Source organism: Pseudorhodobacter sp. MZDSW-24AT, from assembly GCF_002794355.1.
Classification (GTDB): Bacteria; Pseudomonadota; Alphaproteobacteria; order Rhodobacterales; family Rhodobacteraceae; genus Pseudotabrizicola.
The window spans coordinates 185633-203447 of record NZ_PGOI01000009.1 but is presented as its reverse complement, the minus strand read 5'-3'; the positions used below and the strand labels follow the sequence as shown (position 1 = coordinate 203447).

Below are 17815 nucleotides of genomic sequence, written 5' to 3'. Positions count from 1 at the left end.
AACTGATATGCCAGTTCCGGGGGTGTGGAAATTGACAAATCCACAGAAAAAGATGGACGAAACTGAACATGATGATTTGGCCCCGAACACAGCCAGCGGCGTGCTGGCCGGCCTTCCCGTGCGCGCGCTGGACCTGACGCTCACCCGTTCGGCCATCCGCATGCGCCATTCGCACAGCTGGATGATCGACAAATCCAACAGCGTGCATGATCTGGTGATCTGCCTCTCGGGCACCGGGAAATACCGTCTGGGCGAGGTGCCCGTGACGCTCACCCCCGGCATGGCCATGCTGATCCCGGCAGGCACCCGCTTTGTCGGCCACAACCCCGACCCGGATCAGATCTACACCGGCCTTGCCCAGCACTTCCGGCTCGACCTTTTCGGCCAGCACGATCTTTTCGCCCGCATGTCCTATCGGCCCGTCGTCACCCTGTCGCGCTGGCCGATGCTGGCCCCCCTTGTCCGCCACTACCGCGCCACCGCGCCGTCAAGCTCGACGACGCTGGTGATGCACCATGCCTTCATGGTCATCCTGAACGCTTTCATCGAAGATGCCTTCCTGTCGTGGAACACTGCGCAGGCCGAAGCGCTCGACAATTCCGAAGGCCTGTCCATGGCCATCACCATGGCCGCCACCCAGATCGCCTCAAACCCGCTGGAACCGGGGCTGGCTGATCGTGTGGTGGCCGATGCCCCCTACAGTGATGTGTATTTCCGCCGCGAGTTCCGCCGCCGCCTGGGCGCCACCCCCGCCAAATATCAGGAATTCCGCCGGATGGAGATTGCCATGCAACTGCTCGAGGCAGGTTACGGCATCACCGAAACCGCCCGCCGCGTCGGCTTTGCCGACAGCTATTACTTCTCACGCCTGTTCAAACGCCACATCGGGATCAGCCCGCGCGGCTGGCAAGATCAGGTCCGCCTGCGCCGCGATGGCCGCTGGCCGCGCGGTCAGGAAGATGGCGAGGTGATCTACCCCCGGCGCCCTCAGCCCTGATCCAGCAGCCCCCGGCAGGCCGCCACCGCCCCCGGCTTGCCCAGCACATAGCGCAGCGTGGCGTCCAGCGGCGTGGCCGCCCAGTCCAGCGTTGCCTCTGCCCCCAGCGCCTGCAACACCGGCCAAGCCGCCATCACATCCCACGCACGCTCGCCATAGCCCAAATGCGCGTCCACCTCGCCCGTCGCCACTTCCAGCAGCGAAATCGTGGTGGCATTGCACACCCGGAACTTGATCTGCGCCGCCATCAGCGCCGTCAAAATCCCCTGCCGCACCTCGATCGGCACCGCCGGGCTCAGGGCGACCCCCACCGCCGCGCGGTCGGCGCGATAGGCGGTCAGCCCCGGCAAGGCCCGCCCGTTCAGCAAGGGCGCATGGCCCACCCCGCCCGTCAGCGTTAGCCCCAGCACCGGCGCATACACCACGCCCAGCACCGGCTGCCCGTCCTGCCACAGCCCGATCGACACCGCCCATTGCGCGCCGCCACGCACAAAGTTGAAGGTGCCGTCAATCGGATCAATCACCCAGACCCGGCCCGAGGCCGCCGCGACCTTGCCGCCTTCTTCTCCCAGCACGCCATCTTGCGGAAACGCCGCCTGCAACCGCGCAAGGATCAGCGCCTCCACCGCGCGGTCTGCTTCTGTCACCAGATCCAGCGGGGCCTTCTGCGCCACATCGCCTTCGGCCAGACGGCCGAAATGCTGCAGGGCCAGATCGCCCGCTGCCTGCGCAAGGGGGGTCAGCACGTCAAACATCACGCAAAGCCCCCCCTGCCCTTACAGCCGCTTGCCGGTGTCGGGCGCAAACAGATGCACCCGGCCCGCCATCGGCGCCACCCGCAGCCGCTGGCCGCGTGCCGCCGCCGTTGCCCCCGGCAAGCGCAGGGTCACCTGCACATCCGACCCTTCGATGGTGCCATAGCCAAAGGCATCCGCCCCCAGCCATTCCACCGACCGCAGCACCACCGGAATCCCCGGCACCTCGTCCGCCACCGGCTCCAGATCCTCGGGCCGCACGCCAAGGCGCACCGACCCGCCCGCGGGCAACCCGGCCAGCGGCACCCGGTGCCCGCCCGGCAACAGCGCTGCACCGCCTTCGACCGTCACGGTAAAGATGTTCATCGCGGGCGATCCGATGAAGCCTGCCACGAATTCGCTGGCGGGCGTCATATACACCTCATGCGGGGTGGCAATCTGCTCGGCCACGCCTTTGTTCATCACGATCAACCGATCGGCCAGCGTCATCGCCTCCACCTGATCATGCGTCACATACAGCATGGTTTGCCCGGTGGTCTGGTGCAGATCCTTGATCTGCAACCGCATCTGCACCCGCAGCTTGGCATCAAGGTTCGACAGCGGCTCGTCGAGCAGAAAAGCCGCAGGCTCGCGCACCAGCGCCCGGCCCATCGCCACCCGCTGCCGCTGCCCGCCCGAAAGCGCGCGCGGCTTGCGGTCCAGATAGGGCTCAAGCTCCAGCATGGCGGCGGCCTTGGCCACCCGCGCGTCAATCTCGGCCACGGGCATCTTGGCGATCTTCAGGCCATAGGCCATGTTTTCGCGCACGCTCATATGCGGATAAAGCGCATAGTTCTGGAACACCATGGCGATGTCACGCTGGCGCGGCTCCAGATCGTTCACCACCCGGTCACCGATGGAAATGGTGCCGCCGGTGATGCCTTCCAGCCCTGCCACCATCCGCAACAGGGTGGATTTGCCACAGCCCGAAGGCCCGACGATCACGACGAATTCGCCATTGGCGATGTTCATGGTGATCCCGTGAATCACCTCTTGCCCGGCATAGCTCTTGCGCAGGTCGTTCAGTTGAATATGTGCCACGTCTTATTTCTCCGTCTCGACAAGGCCCTTCACAAACCAGCGCTGCATCAGCACGACCACAAGGATCGGCGGCAGAATGGCCAGCACGGAAGTCACCATGACAAGGTTCCAAGGGGTATCGGCATCCGCGAAAGAGATCATCTTGCGCAAGGCGATGACGATGGTGTTCATCTCGTTTGAATTGGTCACCAACAGCGGCCACAGATATTGCGTCCAGCCATAGATGAACTGGATCACGAAAATCGCCGCCACATTGGTCAGCGACAGCGGCCACAGGATGTCTTTGAAGAACCGCCACGGCCCCGCACCATCCACCCGCGCCGCTTCCAAAAGCTCGTCGGGAATGGTCATGAAGAACTGCCGGAACAGCAGCGTTGCGGTGGCCGATGCGATCAGCGGCAAGATCAACCCGGCATAGGTGTCGATCAGCCCCAGATCCACCATCACCTTATAGGTGGGCTGGATGCGCACCTCCACCGGCAGCATCAGGGTGATGAAGATCAGCCAGAAGCAGGCCATGCGGAAGGGGAACTTGAAGAACACGATGGCATAGGCCGAGGCCATCGAGATCACGATCTTGCCCACCGCGATCCCCACCGCGATCAGCGTGGTATTGCCCAAAAGGCGCCACAGGCTCACCCCGCCGATGCGGTTGATCTCGCCCGAGAAGGCACCGCTGTAATTGTCCCACATCTCTGATCCGGGCAGCAAGGGCAGCGGCGGCCGCAGGATGGTCTGCACCGAATGGGTCGAGGCGATAAAGACGTAATAGACCGGAAAGGCCACGATGATGACCCCAAGGATCATCCAGAAATGCGCCATGGTGCGGGCAGCGCCCTTTGCCACCAGCGGGCTTTGCGTTCCATCAACCATAATGCACCCGCTTTTCAATGAACCGGAACTGGAAGGCGGTCAGGGCAATCACGATGACCATCAAAATCACCGATTGCGCGGCACTGTCGCCCATGATCAGGTTCACGAACCCGTCGTTGTAAACCTTGTAAACCAGCGTCTCCGTCGCCTTGCCCGGCCCACCGCCGGTGACGGCATGGATGATGCCAAAGGTGTCGAACAGCGCATAAACCGTGTTCACCACCAGCAAGAAGAACGTGGTCGGCGTCAGGAGCGGGAAAACAATGGTCCAGAACGCGCGCCGCTTGGTCGCGCCATCAATCGCCGCCGCTTCCAGCAAGGATTTCGGAATCGCCTGCAAACCGGCCACAAAGAACAGGAAGTTATAGCTGATCTGCTTCCACGTCGCCGCAGCCACCACCAGCATCATCGCCTGATCGCCGTCCAGCAGCGGGTTCCAGTTGATCCCCAACTGCCGCAGCGGCCAGGCCAGCGTGCCAAAGGACGGGTTGAACATGAACAGCCACAACATCCCCGCAATCGCCGGCGCCACCGCATAGGGCCAGATCATCAGCGTGCGGTAAAACCCCTTGCCCCGGATGATCTTCTCCACCTGCACCGCAAGGAACAGCGCAATCGCCATCGCGAAAAACGCCACCAGCACCGAGAAGATCACCGTCACCTGCAAGGCATTCAGATAGGACGGATCATTCAGCACCTTGCGGAAATTGGCCAAGCCCACAAAGGTGCTCGACAATCCGAACGGGTCTTCCCGCAGAACCGATTGGCGAAAGGCCTGCGCGGCAGGCCAATAGAAAAAGATCAACGTGATCGCCAGTTGCGGGGCCAATAACAGCCAAGGCAACAGCTTGTGCGGAAAAACGGTGCGACGCATCCACAATCCTTGCATTGCATCAAAAACAAAAAGGCGCGCACCGGCCCTGTGCCGATGCGCGCCAAAGCTTCAGCGGGGTCAGCCGCCGGTGGCTTCCTTGATCGCCGCATTGCCACGGGTGGTGGCGGCGGTCAGGGCCTCTTGCGCGGTCTGCTGACCGGCCAGCATCTTCTCGAACTCCTCGTTCAGGATGTCGCGGATCTGCGGCAGGTTCGGCGCACGCACGCCTTTCGAGTTCTCGGTCGGCTCCTTGCCCATCATCTGGGTGATCGGAACTTCGCGCGCCGGGTTGGTTTCATAAAAGCCCGAAGCCTTGGTCGCCTCATAGGCCGCCATCGTCACCGGCAGATAGCCCGACTCCTGATGCAGGAATTCCTGCACATCGGTCTGCGACAGGTAGTTGAAGAAGGTGCCAACGCCCTTGTAAACCTCATCCGACTTGCCGCCCATCACCCACAGCGAAGCCCCGCCCGGCGTGGTGTTCTGCGGCGCGCCTTCGGCGGTTTCGTCATAGGGAAGCTGGCCGATGCCATAGTTGATCCCGGCCTTGACGATATCGCCCAACCCGCCCGAGCTTTCGGTCAGGATGCCGCACTCACCCGAGGTGAAGTTCTGCTTGGCTTCCGAGGTGCGGCCGCCATAGACGAACACGCCTTCTTTCGCCAGATCGGCGATTTCCTGGAAATGCTTGACGAACAGCGGGCCATCCACGGCCAGCTCCGGCGTGCCGGCCAGACCGTTTTCATTGCTCGCCCAAGACACGTTGTTCCATGCCGCAAAGTTTTCCGTGTGGATCCAGGTCAGCCAGGTCGAGGTATAGCCGCAGGTGGCAGCGCCGCTCGATTTGATCTGGCGGGCAGCCGCCCAGACTTCGGCCCAGGTCTTCGGCGGATTGTCGACGTCCAGCCCGGCCTTCTCGAAGATGTCCTTGTTGTAATACAGGATCGGCGAGGACGAGTTGTAGGGGAACGAAAGCATCTCGCCTTCGGGGCTCGAATAATAGCCTACGATGCCCGGCAGATACTGGCTCTTGTCAAAGGCAAAGCCAGCTTCGGTCAGCACTTCGGCCACGGGCTTGATGGCGCCTTGCGCGCCCATCATCACGCCGGTGCCAACGTCAAAAACCTGAATGATGTCCGGGGCTTGGCCGGCGCGAAACGCGGCGATGCCCGCATTGAGCGTTTCCGGATAGGTGCCCTTGAACACGGGCTTCACCACATAGTCGGATTGGCTTGCGTTGAAATCGGCAGCGATCTTTTCCACCACTTCCGAGTTGGCGCCTGTCATCGCGTGCCACCAAGAAATCTCGGTTTGCGCCTGTGCAGCCATCGGCATGGCCACAAGGCCTGCAACCATAAGGTTCACGGTTTTCATTTTTGTCATCCTCCTAAGATGTAGCGACTGGGCACCTATTTCCGAAAACTACGACAGTTTCGTAACATTCGGCCTCCCCGGGGCCCATTCTGCGCAAACATAACGATGTTTTTGATCACAAAGTCAATTTCTTTACACGCGCGAATTGCCGCGCGGCCGCTGCGTCAACCACGCTGCGAGCCCACGCTCTTGCCCCTTGATCTGCACCGCCAACCGCGCGATGTATCGTTTATCGACGATACACGAAGAAAGCACCATGTCCGCCTCTGATGACAACCTCGCCACCGTGGCCCGCGCCCTCGCCCATCCTGCACGGCTTAAGATTTTGCGGCTTTTGCTGGCCACGCCCGGCTGCATCGGCGGCGATATCGTCGGGGCCGTCGGCTTGGCGCAATCCACCGTTTCCGAACATCTGCGCATCCTCAAGGCCGCCGGGGTGATCCGGGGGGAAATCTCGGGTCCGCGCATCTGCTATGCGCTCAACCCCGCCGCCTTCGCCCCGCTTGGGGCTTTCCTTGCCGCGCTCAAAGCCCCCGAGGGTGCGTGCTGCCATCCCGAGTCACCGCTCGAATCGCCCGCTGATTCGCACCCTGAATCGCCTTGCAAGGAACCGGCCTCCGCATGACCCTGTTTGAACGCTACCTCTCCCTTTGGGTGGCCCTGTGCATCCTTGCCGGGCTGTCCTTGGGCACTCTTTTTCCCGCTGTCTTCGCGGGCATGGCCGCGCTGGAATATGCCTCGGTCAATCTGATTGTGGCGGTGCTGATCTGGGCCATGGTCTACCCGATGATGGTGGCGGTCGATCTGGCCTCTCTGAAATCCGTCGGCCAGCGGCCCAAGGGGCTGATCATCACGGTGGTCATCAACTGGCTCATCAAACCCTTCACCATGGCCGCCTTGGGGGTGCTGTTCTTTCAGCATGTCTTCGCGGGGCTGATCGACAGCACCAAGGCCCCGGAATACATCGCCGGGCTTATCCTGCTGGGGGCCGCCCCCTGCACCGCCATGGTCTTTGTCTGGTCCCAACTCACCAAGGGCGATCCGAATTACACCTTGGTGCAGGTCAGCGTGAATGACCTGATCATGGTGGTCGCCTTCGCCCCCATCGTGGCCTTCCTGCTCGGCGTCACCGATATTGCGGTGCCGTGGGACACCCTGATCCTGTCCACCCTGCTGTATGTCGTCTTGCCGCTGGTGGCGGGTGCGCTCACCCGCAGCGCCTTGTTGCGCCGGGGGGGCGACGCCGCCATCGCAGCCTTCACCGCCCGCATCAAACCTGCCTCGATGCTCGGCCTGCTCCTGACCGTGGCGCTGCTCTTTGGCTTTCAAGGCCCCGCCATTCTGGCGCAGCCCGGCCTCATCGCCCTGCTGGCGGTGCCGATCCTCATTCAATCCTATGGCATCTTCGCCTTGGGCTATGGCGCGGCCTATCTGTGGAACCTGCCGCACCGCATCGCGGCCCCTTGCGCGCTGATCGGCACGTCCAACTTTTTTGAACTCGCCGTGGCCGTTGCCATCGGACTGTTCGGCCTCAACTCCGGCGCGGCGCTGGTCACCGTGGTGGGGGTGCTGGTCGAGGTGCCGGTCATGCTCTCGCTCGTGGCCTTCGCCAACAAGACACGCGGGCGTTTCGCCCCCTGACAGGCTCTCTCTCTCTTCCAAGGACTCCGCCGTGACCGACACGCCCCATATCCCCGAAGCGCTCTTGCCGCCTCTTGACGCGGCGGCCTTGCTGGCGCCCGCACGCGCCACTCATGCGCCGCGCATCCTGATCCTGTATGGCTCCTTGCGCCCCCGCAGCTTTTCCCGCCTCTCCGCCGAGGAAGGCGCGCGCATCCTCACCCGGCTGGGGGCCGAGGTGCGGTTTTTCCACCCCTCCGGCCTGCCGCTGGTGGATGACGGGGTGGATGCCAGCCATCCCAAGGTGCGCGAATTGCGCGATCTCGTGGCATGGTCCGAAGGCATGGTCTGGTCCTCGCCCGAACGCCATGGCGCGATGACGGGCCTGATGAAAACGCAGATCGACTGGATTCCGCTTTCCGATGGCGCCGTGCGCCCGACCCAAGGCAAGACGCTGGCGGTGATGCAGGTCTCGGGCGGCTCGCAAAGCTTCAACGCGGTGAACCAGATGCGGGTTCTGGGGCGCTGGATGCGGATGTTCACCATCCCCAACCAATCCTCCATCCCCAAGGCCTTTCAGGAGTTTGACGAGTCGGGCCGCATGCGCCCTTCGGCGCTCTATGACCGGGTGGTGGATGTGATGGAAGAGCTGGTCAAGTTCACGCTCCTGTTGCGCGACAGCGCCCCCGTTCTGGTCGACCGCTATTCCGAGCGCAAGGAAAGCGCGGCCGAGCTGGCCGCGCGGGTAAACCTCTCCTCCGCCCTTTAACAAGCGGCCAGTGACACGCGGCGGATGGCCCTGCGGGAAAGGATGAAGAAATCCTTAACGTCGCAGGGTCAAGCCATTGATAACACGGGAAACCCTGTGATGTAACACAGGGGGCTCTCACACCCCCCGCCGTGTCTCCAGCACCGTTTTCACCACCAGCACCACCAAGGCCAGCAAGGTCAGCACCGAAGCCGCCGCAAAGGCCCCGGTCGCGTTCAGATCGTTGAACAGCAGCTCCACATGCAAGGGCAAGGTGTTGGTCTGGCCCCGGATGTTCCCCGAAACCACCGAGACCCCGCCAAACTCCCCCACCGCCCGCGCCGTGCACAGGACAGCCCCATACAGCAAAGCCCAGCGGATGTTGGGCAGGGTCACGCGGGTAAAGATCTGCCACCCGCTCGCCCCCAGCGTCACCGCCGCCTCCTCCTGCTCCGACCCCTGCGCCTGCATGAGCGGCAGCACCTCGCGCGCCACGAAAGGCGCGGTCACAAACATCGTGACCAGCACGATCCCCGGCAGCGCGAACATCACCTGCAGGTCATTCGCCTGCAACCACGGCCCCAGAATGCCCTGCCGCCCATAGAGCAGCAGATAGCAGATCCCGGCGATGATGGGAGAGATCGAGAAAGGGATCTCGATCGCCGTCACCAAAAGCCCCCGCCCCCAAAAGCGGAACCGCGCCACCGCCCAAGCCGCCGCAATCCCGAAGGCAATGTTCAGCGGCACCACGATCAGCGCGACCACGCTGGTCAGCCAGATCGCATGCACCGTCGCCGGGTGCATCAAGTTCGCCGCATAGACCTGCCAGCCTTCCGCAAAGGCCCGGCTGAAGATATAGACCAGCGGCGCCACCACGATCAGCAGCGTCAGCGCGACCGCCACCCCGATCAGCACGCGCGGGATCATGGTCGACTGCCCCGGAGCCATCACACCAACCGCCTGCATCACGCCCCCCGGTGCCGCGCCGCCCAAGCCTGCAACCGGTTCGACACCAGCAGCAGGACAAGCGCAAAGAACAGCAAGACAAGCGCAATCGCCGCCGCACCGTTATAATCAAACTCCTCCAGCCGGATGAAGGCCAGCAGAGCCGCGATCTCGGTTTGAAAGGGCAGGTTTCCCGCAATGAACACGATTGCCCCGAACTCTCCCAACGACCGCGCAAAGGCGATCGTGCAGCCTGCAAGCCAGGCGGGCAGGATCTGCGGAAACACCACGCGGGTGAAAATGGTCGCCTCTGATGCCCCCAGCGTCCGCGCCGCCTGCTCATAGCCGGGGTCCAGATCCTCCAGCACCGGCTGCACCGTGCGCACCACGAAAGGCACCGAGGTAAAGGCCATCGCCAAGGCGATCCCCCAGATGGTGTAGACCACCGAAATCCCCTGCGGCTCCAGCCAAGCCCCGATCCAGCCATTGGACGAAAACAGTGCCGTCAGCGACAGGCCCGCCACCGCCGTGGGCAGCGCAAAGGGCACATCCATCAGCGCATCCAGAATGCGCTTGCCCGGGAACTCATACCGCACCAGCACCCAAGCCATCAGCAAACCATAAAGGGCGTTGAACACTGTAGCGATGGCGGCCGCGATCAGAGTCACCTGAAACGCCGCCACCGCGCGAGGCGAACTGACGATCGCCCAGAACCGCGCCGGGCCGATCTCAGCCCCTTTCAGGATCAACGCCAGAACCGGGATCAGGATGATCACGGTGATATAAAGCAGCGTCGTGCCAAGGCTCAGCGTGAACCCGGGCAAGACGCGCTTGGCGCGGATGGGCGCGGCGGCAGAGGTCATTGGTTTACAAACACCTGATCCAGAATGGCGCCATCGGCCAGATGATCCGCGCGCACGGCATCCCAGCCGCCGAACACCTCATCCACCGTCACCAGCCGCACCTCGGGGAAGTCGGCCGCATATTTGGCGGCCATATCGGCATCATTCACGCGGTAGAAGTTCTGCGCCAGAATGTCCTGTGCTTCGGGGGAGTAGAGCCACTCCAGATAGGCGGTCGCCACCTCGGTCGAGCCCTTCTTCTCGGCATTTGCAGTCACCACCGCCGCCGGGAAGGCCGCAAACAGCGACAGGGAGGGCGTCACCCGCTCAAACCCCTTGTCAGCATATTCCTTGGCAATGCCGCCGGTCTCGGCTTCAAAGGTCACCAGAACATCGCCCAGCTCACGCTCGGCAAAGGTTTGCGTCGCGGCACGGCCGCCGGTGTCAAACACCGGAACCGAAGACAGGATCGCCTTGACGAATTCTTGCGCCTTGGCATGGTCGCCGCCGTTCTGCTCCAGCCCATAAGCATAGGCCGCCAGATAGGTGTAGCGCGCATTGCCGCTGGTCTTGGGGTTCGGGAAAATCGGGGCCACGTCTTCACGCGCCAGATCCGACCAATCCTGAATGTTCTTCGGATTGCCCGCACGCACCAAGAACGCGGGCAGCGAGTAATAGGGCGACGCGCCATTGGGCAGAGCCTCACGCCAGTTTTCTGGCAGCAGACCGCCTTCGGCCAGCACGTCCACATCGGTTTCCTGATTGAAGGTCACCACATCGGCGGCCAGACCTTCCAGAATGGCGCGCGCCTGCCGCGACGATCCGCCATGGCTTTGGTCAATGGTCAGATCGCGCCCCGTGTCGGCCTTCCACTTGGCCACGAAGGCCGGGTTCAAGGCCTCGAACAACTCGCGCGAGATGTCATAGCTGACGTTCAAAAGGCTGTCCTGCGCGGCGACGGGCGTCGCCACGCCCAAGGTGGCAGCCAGCAAAGCCGCCTTGATCAATCCGGGTTTCATAGGCGTTTCTCCTTGAGGATGGGAAGCGGACGGGCGGCATCAGCTTGCGGCGCCGCGTCGAAGGAAAAGACAGCCCCCGTCAGGGGGCGCAGGCGGTAAGCGGAGCCGAGGCTCAGATCCGGTGCCGAGTGGCGCGGCAGATCGACCGGGATTTCCAGACCCCCGTCCTGCTGCAGCGTGGCGCGGATCATAGCGCCATTGCTGGCTTTGTGGGTGAGACGCCACGGGCTTGCGGGATCGGCCTCGAGCGCGATGGCATCGGGGCGCAAAAACAGCCGGGCCGGACCATCGGCCATGGCACGGCGCTCAACTGCGCGGGCATCCAGCCCCGCAGCCTCAGCCCGACCCGCGCGCAAGGTGACAGGCAGTTCAACGACGGCCCCCATGAAGCGCGCGACAAAAGGCGATGCCGGACGGTCATGAATCTGATCCGCGCTGCCGATCTGCTCGATCCGGCCCTCGCCCATCACCACCACACGATCAGCCAGTTCGAATGCCTCTTCCTGATCATGCGTCACGAAAAGCGTGGTCGATCCGGTTTTCTGGTGCACCTCGCGCAGCCAGCGGCGCAGGTCACGGCGGATGGCGGCATCCAGAGCGCCGAACGGTTCATCCAGCAGCAGCACCGCGGGTTCAATGGCCAAGGCGCGCCCCAAGGCAACGCGCTGACGCTGACCGCCCGACAACTGGCCCGGGAAGCGGTCTGCCAGATGCGCGATTTGCAGCAGGCCCAGCAAATCATCGACCTTGGCCGCGATGACCGATTTTCCCGGGCGCTCGGCCCGCGGTCGCACGCTCAGCCCGAAGGCAATGTTGTCACGCACGGTCATATGCGGAAACAGCGCATAATGCTGGAACACAAAGCCAATGCGGCGCTGTTGCGCCGAGAGGGCAAGCCAGTTCTTGCCATCCACCACAAGCCCCCCGGCATCGGGCCATTCCAGTCCTGCGATGATCTTCAGAAGGGTCGTCTTGCCAGAGCCAGAGGGTCCAAGCAGAGCCACAAGCTCTCCGGCCTCAATGTTCAGGTCGATTCCGCGCAGAACAGCGGTCGGCCCGAAGCTTTTGGTCATGGAAGAAATCGAAATCATGGCGCGCGTGTTCCTTGTCTGCGGTGGACCTAGGCCCAAACAAGGGCGCTTTCAACTCAACCAAGTCCTTGATTTGGTGAAGAGGTCACGGGCTCATCAGAACAGCGTTCCGTGCTGGACGCGCTTCGTTTCCACACTGTCCGCGCGCAAGGCTGCGGCGTGGAAAACTGTGCCGCGCAGCCCATGGGCCATGCGACGCAATTCTTTTCTGCGGACCAAGAGCGGGACCAACGGCCCTAAGCACCGCACGCTACTGGGCAGGGGGGGCGTGAGTCAGAGTTCAGCTGTTCCCCCTGTGGCGGCCGCGCGCATCCCGGGCCGCCCGCCGCTGAAGGCGATCAAAACCGCGACCGCGGAGTTGGCATCTTATCCCACCTTGGGGTCGTCTTCAGAGATGATGGAAATCCCGATCCCCCTTGGGACCGGCGCCAAGTCAATGAGGACGTTGAAACAGCATCGCCGCGCGGGCTCACCCATCACCCCTACCGTTTGCTTGAGAGGACACCTTTGGGATGGGTGCGGACCGATCTGACACGCCTTGCGCCCCATATGAGCACGCAATCTGGACGCAAGGACAGGTTGCCCGGCGGTGTCGCGCGGTTGCGCGCGCGACGGGCTCAGCCTTCCATGCACACCGGCACCTCATGCCCATGGGCTTTGAGCAGCGCGTGACGTTGCGCCGAGCGCAGGTCCGCAGCCACCATTTCTGCACACATTTCCTGCGCGGTGATTTCAGGCTCCCATCCCAGTTGACGCCGTGCCTTGGTCGGATCGCCCAGCAAGGTTTCAACCTCAGCCGGGCGGAAATAAGAGGGATCTATTCTCAGGATCACATCGCCGATCTTCACACCGGGTGCCTTGTCCCCCGCGATGGCGACGACGGTCCCCACTTCTGCAAGACCACTGCCACTGAACTCCAGCGTCATGCCCAATTCCGCCGCCGACCATCGAATGAAGTCGCGGACAGAATATTGTCGGCCGGTGGCGATAACAAAATCCTCGGCGCGGTCTTGCTGAAGCATCATCCACTGCATGCGGACATAATCCTTGGCATGGCCCCAATCACGCAAGGCATCAATGTTGCCCATATAAAGGCAGGTTTCCAATCCTTGCGCGATATTGGCAAGGCCCCGCGTGATCTTACGGGTCACAAAGGTTTCGCCACGACGGGGGCTTTCGTGATTGAAGAGAATGCCATTGCAGGCGTACATGCCATAGGCCTCTCGATAATTGACGGTGATCCAATAGGCATACATCTTTGCGACGGCATAGGGTGAGCGCGGATGAAACGGCGTCGTTTCACGTTGGGGCACTTCCTTTACAAGTCCGTAAAGCTCGGAGGTGGAGGCCTGATAAAAGCGCGTGCGCTTTTCCAGCCCCAGGAACCGGATCGCTTCGAGCAGGCGCAGGGTGCCCATACCATCGACATCGGCGGTGTATTCGGGCGCTTCAAAACTGACAGCGACATGGCTTTGGGCGCCCAGATTGTAAACTTCATCCGGCTTCACTTCCTGCAAAATACGCGTCAGATTCGAACTGTCTGTCAGATCGCCATGATGCAAATGGAATCTGACGTTGTGAAAATGCGGGTCCTGATAGAGATGATCGACACGCTGCGTATTAAACATCGAGGCCCGACGTTTTATACCATGGACCTGATACCCTTTTTCCAGAAGAAACTCTGCCAGATAAGATCCATCTTGGCCGGTTATACCTGTAATCAAGGCGGTTTTTGTCATGCTCATCCCAGATCTTTAAAAGCGCCCCAAAACAGGCCGACAGACTTTCCTGCTAGCGATCCAATCCCGTAAGCACTGAATTGCACCAAGCCAAACTTGGCAGCCGGGCGTTTGTATAGCCTGCGGTTCCATTCCCACCGCTACCGCTGTTCAAACAAAAATGCGTTAAAGATAAATTAACAAAATCCTTTCAAGCTTTGCGGGGGCGGCGGTTGTTCTGGCAAATGCTGCTCTGCACCGGGATGCCACGAAGATTCGCGAGTGCGAGCCGCCGCACGGAAGGTCAGGAATGAAGATGTGCCTTCTGTCACGCCGTAAATGAACTGAGTTTCTTCATGAAAGATCATGTGCTTCCCGTCCTTGCCCCCCCTTCCACCCTGATCATGATGGCCCCTCCGGCTTCTGACCATGCGCTTGCGGACGTTATGGGCAGGCCTTGGGACTCGGTGATTATGGTCGAGCCCGAAGCGGACCGGGCCCGGAGGTTGCAGAAACGGACGGGCGTGCAAATCATCCCCGCGGCGATTGGACCGGAGCGCGGACAAAAGCCGTTGATCCGGTTCAACTTTCCCGGTCTGCGCAGCTTGTTTGAGCCGACGGCCGCGCTGTCGGATCTGTTGCCGGGCCTGCGGGAGATCGGCCGCATCCCGGTTGATGTGATCACCCCGGATGATCTGGCACGGCAATTGCAGGATCTGCCGCGCGCCGCCGAACTGCATATCGAGGCCCCGGGCGCGGAGTGGATGATCCTGCAAGCCCTTCACGGGCAAAAGCTGCTACAGCGCATCGCGCGCCTTCAACTGCGGTGCGGCACGCATCCGATGGCAGAGGGCGCCCTGCCCCGGAACGTGTTGGAGACTTGGATCAAGGCTCAGGGCTTTGCCTTCATGGCCAACAGGTCGACCGATCCGGATTGGTGCGTGCTGGAATTTGAGTCTGATCTTGTCCATCCCGGATGGGCCGCGGCGCAAGAGGAAGCCGCAAGGCAAGAAAGCCGCATTGCAGAGCTTGAGGGCGCGGCCGCCGCCGCCATGGAAGACTGCGCGCGTCTTGTCTCAGAGCGTGACAGTGCCCGCAGACTTTCTGCGCAGCAGATTGGCGATCTGGAAAACGCGCGGCAGGCGGCGTTGCATTCGGCGGCGCAGGCCCAGCAAGGGGTGGCTGCGAAAGAGGCAGAGCGCGCCCACCTGCAAATGGCGCTGGAATCCTGCCAGCATGAGCTGCACCGCATGCGCGAAGAACGCGATCTTGCGCTGGAACGATACGCGCAGCAGTCCGTGCAGGTCGCAGACCTTGAACAGAAGATGGTGCAATCCCAAAAGGCCGCAGAGCAACTCAAGGTGGATCTGGGCTTTGCACTGCGCATGCAAATGCTGGCTCAGTCAGACCTGCGCGACTTGCAAATCCGCTACGCCGGCGCTGAACAAACCAGATCGGCACAGCAGGCCTTGCTGGAAAGGCTCGTGCCCCGTTTGCAACGCGCGGCCCGGCACATGCAGCAGTGCGCCGCGGCCTCAGGGGATCTGCCGCTTCCGAAAAGCAAGGTGACGAAAAAGGCCAAGGCCAAAGACAGGCCGAGCAAGAAGGCTGTCCCGGAGTGAACGCTTTGGCCATCCGTGATGAGCTTTGTGCAAACCTGCAAGAGATGCTGGAGTGGGTGCAGGATTACGCTCCCGATCCGGCTGTTGCTGCGGCGGATGCCTTGCCACTCGCCACGCTGATCGCGCAATGCGAGGCGCTGTGCACCCCTGCCCCGCCCGCGCCCAAGATACGTTCGATCCACCACTTTGCTTGCTCGGGGGGAACATTGATCAGCCGCTGCATCGCGGCGATGCCCAATGTCACCTTGCTAAGCGAGGTTGATCCTCTGAGCCAGATGCAGATTCATCAACCCGGCAAAAGACTGTTCCTACCGACCGATCTGATCTATGGCGCGAGTGTTTCGCTGCGACCAGTGGGCCGCGAAACCGTGGCGGCGATGTTCACCGCAGCCTTGGCGGAATTGCACAAGGCCTTGGCATTGCAAGGGCGTTATCTTGTCTTGCGCGACCATGCCCATTCCCAGTTCTGCTCTGACACAGCGCCGCCGGACCGCGCCACGCTCCACGAGCTTCTGACACGCACGGGCCCTGTCTTGTCGGTGGTGACGGTCCGTCATCCGCTGGATTGCTTTTTATCGCTGCTTGCAAACGGTTGGGTCACCTTCACCCCCGGCACACTTGATGATTACGCCCGCCGTCACTTGAACTTCTTGGATCGGCACCGCGGCCTGCCCTTGTTTCGCTATGAGGATTTCGTGGCAGACACCGAAGGGGAATTGCAACGCATCTGCTCCGTGTTGGAACTGCCTTACCTCCCTGACGCCTCTTCCTTACTGTCAGTGGTGTCCCTCTCGGGTGACAGTGGTCGGTCCACCGCACAGGTCACGGCGCGGCCGAGACGTGAGGTGCCTTTGGAGCTTGATGCGGTCTTGGAAAAGAGCCCGTGCTATATCGCGCTGTGCGCGCGTCTGGGATACGCCCTGCGCGCAGAGCCGATCACCTCTGAAACACCCGCTTGACCGAGCGCATGGGTCCGGTGAAGCGCCAAGAGGTAGAGGTGTAGACCGCGTGAAGCTCGCTCTGGAGCCGTGCGATGTCCGAGCGCAGACCGCGGCTGCGTCTTTCCACCATCCCCAAGGCTGTTTCGGTCTGGCGCACAAAATCCTGAACCGCTTCGGACGCGGTGTCGTTGCAAGCCCATTCTTTGTGCAAGCGTTGGAGCGCCTGCTGTGCCTCTTGCACAAGCTGGACCATGATCGCATCTTCCACACCTTCGCCGCGCTTGAGAAGCTGATTTTCCGCCTCGGCAGCACGGCTTCGGGCATCCATGTCGAGCAAGGCCTGTTTCAGATCGGCCAGTTGCTGGCACAGGATCGTTTCAATCTGCGCGGCATCCTGAATCCGCGCCCGCAACGCTTCAACCTCGGCCGTGAGGGTGGCGCGCATATCCCCCTCCTCGGCCCCAGAGCCTTCGGTGGCGGGCGCTTCCGTCGCTTGGAAGTCGGGCGCGCGGGGGGCAGGAGCGGAGGAAGGCGCCTCTGCGGCGCGCTCAGCCGCTGGCCGCATGCCTGCCTGCGCGCCGCCCCGCGCCGGCCACCCCCGCAACAGAAGACCAAGGCTTTCATCGAACGCAAGTGTATCCGGAACGGGGTTCAGACTGCGCGCCTGCAATTCCGCATACAGATCGCGGAACAGCGCATCGCGCGCGGTGACAAGACGCACCACAGGGACAAAACCCTCTGGTCCCCCCCCTTCATGCTCGACCAGATCTGGCAGCATCACATCCGGAAACCGCTTGGCAAGGCGTTGCGCCACCTCGGCCGCCCCGCCCGTGTCTGACACCCGCTGAACAAGCGCAATCCTGCGTGGTGCGGTGCGGCAATGGCACAGACAAACCTGCGCCAAGTCGCACCAAAGATCTATCGCCGCGTCAAGGGCCTGCCCCGCATCGCAGTGACGCGCGATGGCGGCATAGGGATCGTCCATCAGGATCAAAGCGCGGCCATCTTCATCCCGGATGTGCGCGGCAAACTCCTCCCATGTCAGCGCGACGCTTGGATCGCCTGTCAAACGAACGGGCACAAAGCCGAAAGCTTCTGCCTCAACCGGCGTGTCACGGGCGACATCCATTGGATTCCTCCAGCCTGCTCCAGTCGTAACAGGGCCCGTTCGTTTTTCAAGTGTGGCTATGTGGAAGGATCGCCGTCGGACTGCCAATGACAGCTTGCAGGCCACAACCGCTTTGCCGCGCTTCCGTTGAAACGGAGGAAAGGGGGCAGGCGGAGGATAAGGATCGTTCAGGACCGGCGGTGTCAGC

Annotated in this window: 18 protein-coding genes; 6 read left to right on the top strand and 12 right to left on the bottom strand. The window is 62.3% G+C overall.

Going from position 1 to position 17815, the window contains the following annotated elements; all coding sequences use genetic code 11:
- Positions 1–52: 52 nt before the first annotated feature.
- Positions 53–997, top strand: coding sequence for an AraC family transcriptional regulator (locus tag CUR21_RS14210; protein WP_198431715.1), 945 nt, complete (start codon positions 53–55; stop codon positions 995–997).
- Here CUR21_RS14210 and CUR21_RS14205 read toward each other — a convergent pair.
- The 5 genes from CUR21_RS14205 to ugpB form a co-directional block, all read right to left on the bottom strand.
- Positions 988–1752 (bottom strand): inositol monophosphatase family protein, encoded by a 765-nt coding sequence (locus CUR21_RS14205; RefSeq protein ID WP_100197717.1) that lies wholly within the window; start codon positions 1750–1752, stop codon positions 988–990. The two genes, CUR21_RS14210 and CUR21_RS14205, sit on opposite strands and share 10 nt — an antisense overlap.
- A 21-nt stretch (positions 1753–1773) precedes the next feature.
- Positions 1774–2832: a sn-glycerol-3-phosphate import ATP-binding protein UgpC gene (locus CUR21_RS14200; RefSeq protein ID WP_100197716.1), complete on the bottom strand. Its 1059-nt coding sequence runs from the start codon at positions 2830–2832 to the stop codon at positions 1774–1776.
- A 3-nt stretch (positions 2833–2835) separates the two neighbouring features.
- Complete coding sequence (gene ugpE, locus CUR21_RS14195; RefSeq protein WP_100197715.1) at positions 2836–3705, bottom strand: sn-glycerol-3-phosphate ABC transporter permease UgpE; 870 nt, start codon at positions 3703–3705, stop codon at positions 2836–2838.
- Positions 3698–4579, bottom strand: a complete 882-nt coding sequence (gene ugpA / locus CUR21_RS14190; RefSeq protein ID WP_100197714.1) for a sn-glycerol-3-phosphate ABC transporter permease UgpA — start codon at positions 4577–4579, stop codon at positions 3698–3700. Before ugpA ends, ugpE begins: the two co-directional genes overlap by 8 nt.
- A 78-nt stretch (positions 4580–4657) precedes the next feature.
- A complete protein-coding gene (gene ugpB, locus CUR21_RS14185) occupies positions 4658–5953 on the bottom strand; it encodes a sn-glycerol-3-phosphate ABC transporter substrate-binding protein UgpB (RefSeq protein ID WP_232622808.1) in 1296 nt (431 codons plus the stop codon).
- A 256-nt stretch (positions 5954–6209) separates the two neighbouring features.
- Here ugpB and CUR21_RS14180 point away from each other — a divergent pair, with 256 nt between their 5' ends.
- The 3 genes from CUR21_RS14180 to arsH are packed head-to-tail and all read left to right on the top strand — an operon-like array spanning position 6210 to position 8342.
- Positions 6210–6578 carry a helix-turn-helix transcriptional regulator gene (locus CUR21_RS14180; RefSeq protein ID WP_100197712.1) on the top strand — a complete coding sequence of 123 codons (369 nt, stop codon included), beginning with the start codon at positions 6210–6212 and terminating at the stop codon, positions 6576–6578.
- Positions 6575–7594, top strand: a complete 1020-nt coding sequence (gene arsB / locus CUR21_RS14175) for an ACR3 family arsenite efflux transporter (protein ID WP_100197711.1) — start codon at positions 6575–6577, stop codon at positions 7592–7594. Before CUR21_RS14180 ends, arsB begins: the two co-directional genes overlap by 4 nt.
- Positions 7595–7625: 31 nt before the next feature.
- Positions 7626–8342, top strand: coding sequence for an arsenical resistance protein ArsH (arsH, locus tag CUR21_RS14170; RefSeq protein ID WP_100197710.1), 717 nt, complete (start codon positions 7626–7628; stop codon positions 8340–8342).
- A 117-nt stretch (positions 8343–8459) separates the two neighbouring features.
- Here the strand turns inward: arsH and cysW are convergent, their stop codons facing one another.
- From cysW to CUR21_RS18665, 6 genes are all read right to left on the bottom strand, one after another.
- Entirely contained in the window at positions 8460–9287 is an 828-nt protein-coding gene (cysW, locus tag CUR21_RS14165) for a sulfate ABC transporter permease subunit CysW (RefSeq protein ID WP_232622807.1), read from the bottom strand.
- Positions 9287–10129, bottom strand: coding sequence for a sulfate ABC transporter permease subunit CysT (cysT, locus tag CUR21_RS14160; protein ID WP_100197709.1), 843 nt, complete (start codon positions 10127–10129; stop codon positions 9287–9289). Before cysT ends, cysW begins: the two co-directional genes overlap by 1 nt.
- The gene (locus CUR21_RS14155) at positions 10126–11127 is read right to left on the bottom strand and encodes a sulfate ABC transporter substrate-binding protein (protein WP_100197708.1); all 1002 of its coding nucleotides are present in this window, start codon (positions 11125–11127) and stop codon (positions 10126–10128) included. Before CUR21_RS14155 ends, cysT begins: the two co-directional genes overlap by 4 nt.
- On the bottom strand, positions 11124–12218 hold the full coding sequence (locus CUR21_RS14150) for a sulfate/molybdate ABC transporter ATP-binding protein (protein WP_100197707.1): 1095 nt from the start codon (positions 12216–12218) through the stop codon (positions 11124–11126). The genes CUR21_RS14155 and CUR21_RS14150 overlap by 4 nt, the downstream gene beginning before the upstream one ends.
- A 617-nt stretch (positions 12219–12835) precedes the next feature.
- A complete protein-coding gene (gmd, locus tag CUR21_RS14145; RefSeq protein WP_100197886.1) occupies positions 12836–13957 on the bottom strand; it encodes a GDP-mannose 4,6-dehydratase in 1122 nt (373 codons plus the stop codon).
- A 176-nt stretch (positions 13958–14133) separates the two neighbouring features.
- Positions 14134–14304 carry a hypothetical protein gene (locus tag CUR21_RS18665; RefSeq protein WP_157792033.1) on the bottom strand — a complete coding sequence of 57 codons (171 nt, stop codon included), beginning with the start codon at positions 14302–14304 and terminating at the stop codon, positions 14134–14136.
- Between CUR21_RS18665 and CUR21_RS14140 the strand changes: the two genes are divergently transcribed.
- Both CUR21_RS14140 and CUR21_RS14135 read left to right on the top strand, forming a co-directional pair.
- On the top strand, positions 14293–15558 hold the full coding sequence (locus tag CUR21_RS14140) for a hypothetical protein (RefSeq protein WP_100197706.1): 1266 nt from the start codon (positions 14293–14295) through the stop codon (positions 15556–15558). The genes CUR21_RS18665 and CUR21_RS14140 overlap by 12 nt on opposite strands.
- Positions 15555–16517, top strand: a complete 963-nt coding sequence (locus CUR21_RS14135; RefSeq protein ID WP_100197705.1) for a sulfotransferase — start codon at positions 15555–15557, stop codon at positions 16515–16517. The genes CUR21_RS14140 and CUR21_RS14135 overlap by 4 nt, the downstream gene beginning before the upstream one ends.
- Here the strand turns inward: CUR21_RS14135 and CUR21_RS14130 are convergent.
- Complete coding sequence (locus CUR21_RS14130) at positions 16495–17628, bottom strand: hypothetical protein (protein WP_100197704.1); 1134 nt, start codon at positions 17626–17628, stop codon at positions 16495–16497. The genes CUR21_RS14135 and CUR21_RS14130 overlap by 23 nt on opposite strands.
- Positions 17629–17815 lie beyond the last annotated feature (187 nt).

What these genes read in the sequence shown, in the direction of transcription:
- CUR21_RS14205 (WP_100197717.1), bottom strand. Translation starts at nt 1,752, where the DNA reads ATGTTTGACGTGCTGACCCCCCTTGCGCAGGCAGCGGGCGATCTGGCC.
- CUR21_RS14130 (WP_100197704.1), bottom strand. Translation starts at nt 17,628, where the DNA reads ATGGATGTCGCCCGTGACACGCCGGTTGAGGCAGAAGCTTTCGGCTTT.
- CUR21_RS14140 (WP_100197706.1), top strand. Translation starts at nt 14,293, where the DNA reads ATGAAAGATCATGTGCTTCCCGTCCTTGCCCCCCCTTCCACCCTGATC.
- CUR21_RS14180 (WP_100197712.1), top strand. Translation starts at nt 6,210, where the DNA reads ATGTCCGCCTCTGATGACAACCTCGCCACCGTGGCCCGCGCCCTCGCC.
- CUR21_RS14150 (WP_100197707.1), bottom strand. Translation starts at nt 12,218, where the DNA reads ATGATTTCGATTTCTTCCATGACCAAAAGCTTCGGGCCGACCGCTGTT.
- cysT (WP_100197709.1), bottom strand. Translation starts at nt 10,129, where the DNA reads ATGACCTCTGCCGCCGCGCCCATCCGCGCCAAGCGCGTCTTGCCCGGG.
- CUR21_RS18665 (WP_157792033.1), bottom strand. Translation starts at nt 14,304, where the DNA reads ATGATCTTTCATGAAGAAACTCAGTTCATTTACGGCGTGACAGAAGGC.
- ugpE (WP_100197715.1), bottom strand. Translation starts at nt 3,705, where the DNA reads ATGGTTGATGGAACGCAAAGCCCGCTGGTGGCAAAGGGCGCTGCCCGC.
- CUR21_RS14210 (WP_198431715.1), top strand. Translation starts at nt 53, where the DNA reads ATGGACGAAACTGAACATGATGATTTGGCCCCGAACACAGCCAGCGGC.
- ugpB (WP_232622808.1), bottom strand. Translation starts at nt 5,953, where the DNA reads ATGAAAACCGTGAACCTTATGGTTGCAGGCCTTGTGGCCATGCCGATG.
- CUR21_RS14155 (WP_100197708.1), bottom strand. Translation starts at nt 11,127, where the DNA reads ATGAAACCCGGATTGATCAAGGCGGCTTTGCTGGCTGCCACCTTGGGC.
- cysW (WP_232622807.1), bottom strand. Translation starts at nt 9,287, where the DNA reads ATGCAGGCGGTTGGTGTGATGGCTCCGGGGCAGTCGACCATGATCCCG.
- gmd (WP_100197886.1), bottom strand. Translation starts at nt 13,957, where the DNA reads ATGACAAAAACCGCCTTGATTACAGGTATAACCGGCCAAGATGGATCT.
- ugpA (WP_100197714.1), bottom strand. Translation starts at nt 4,579, where the DNA reads ATGCGTCGCACCGTTTTTCCGCACAAGCTGTTGCCTTGGCTGTTATTG.
- arsB (WP_100197711.1), top strand. Translation starts at nt 6,575, where the DNA reads ATGACCCTGTTTGAACGCTACCTCTCCCTTTGGGTGGCCCTGTGCATC.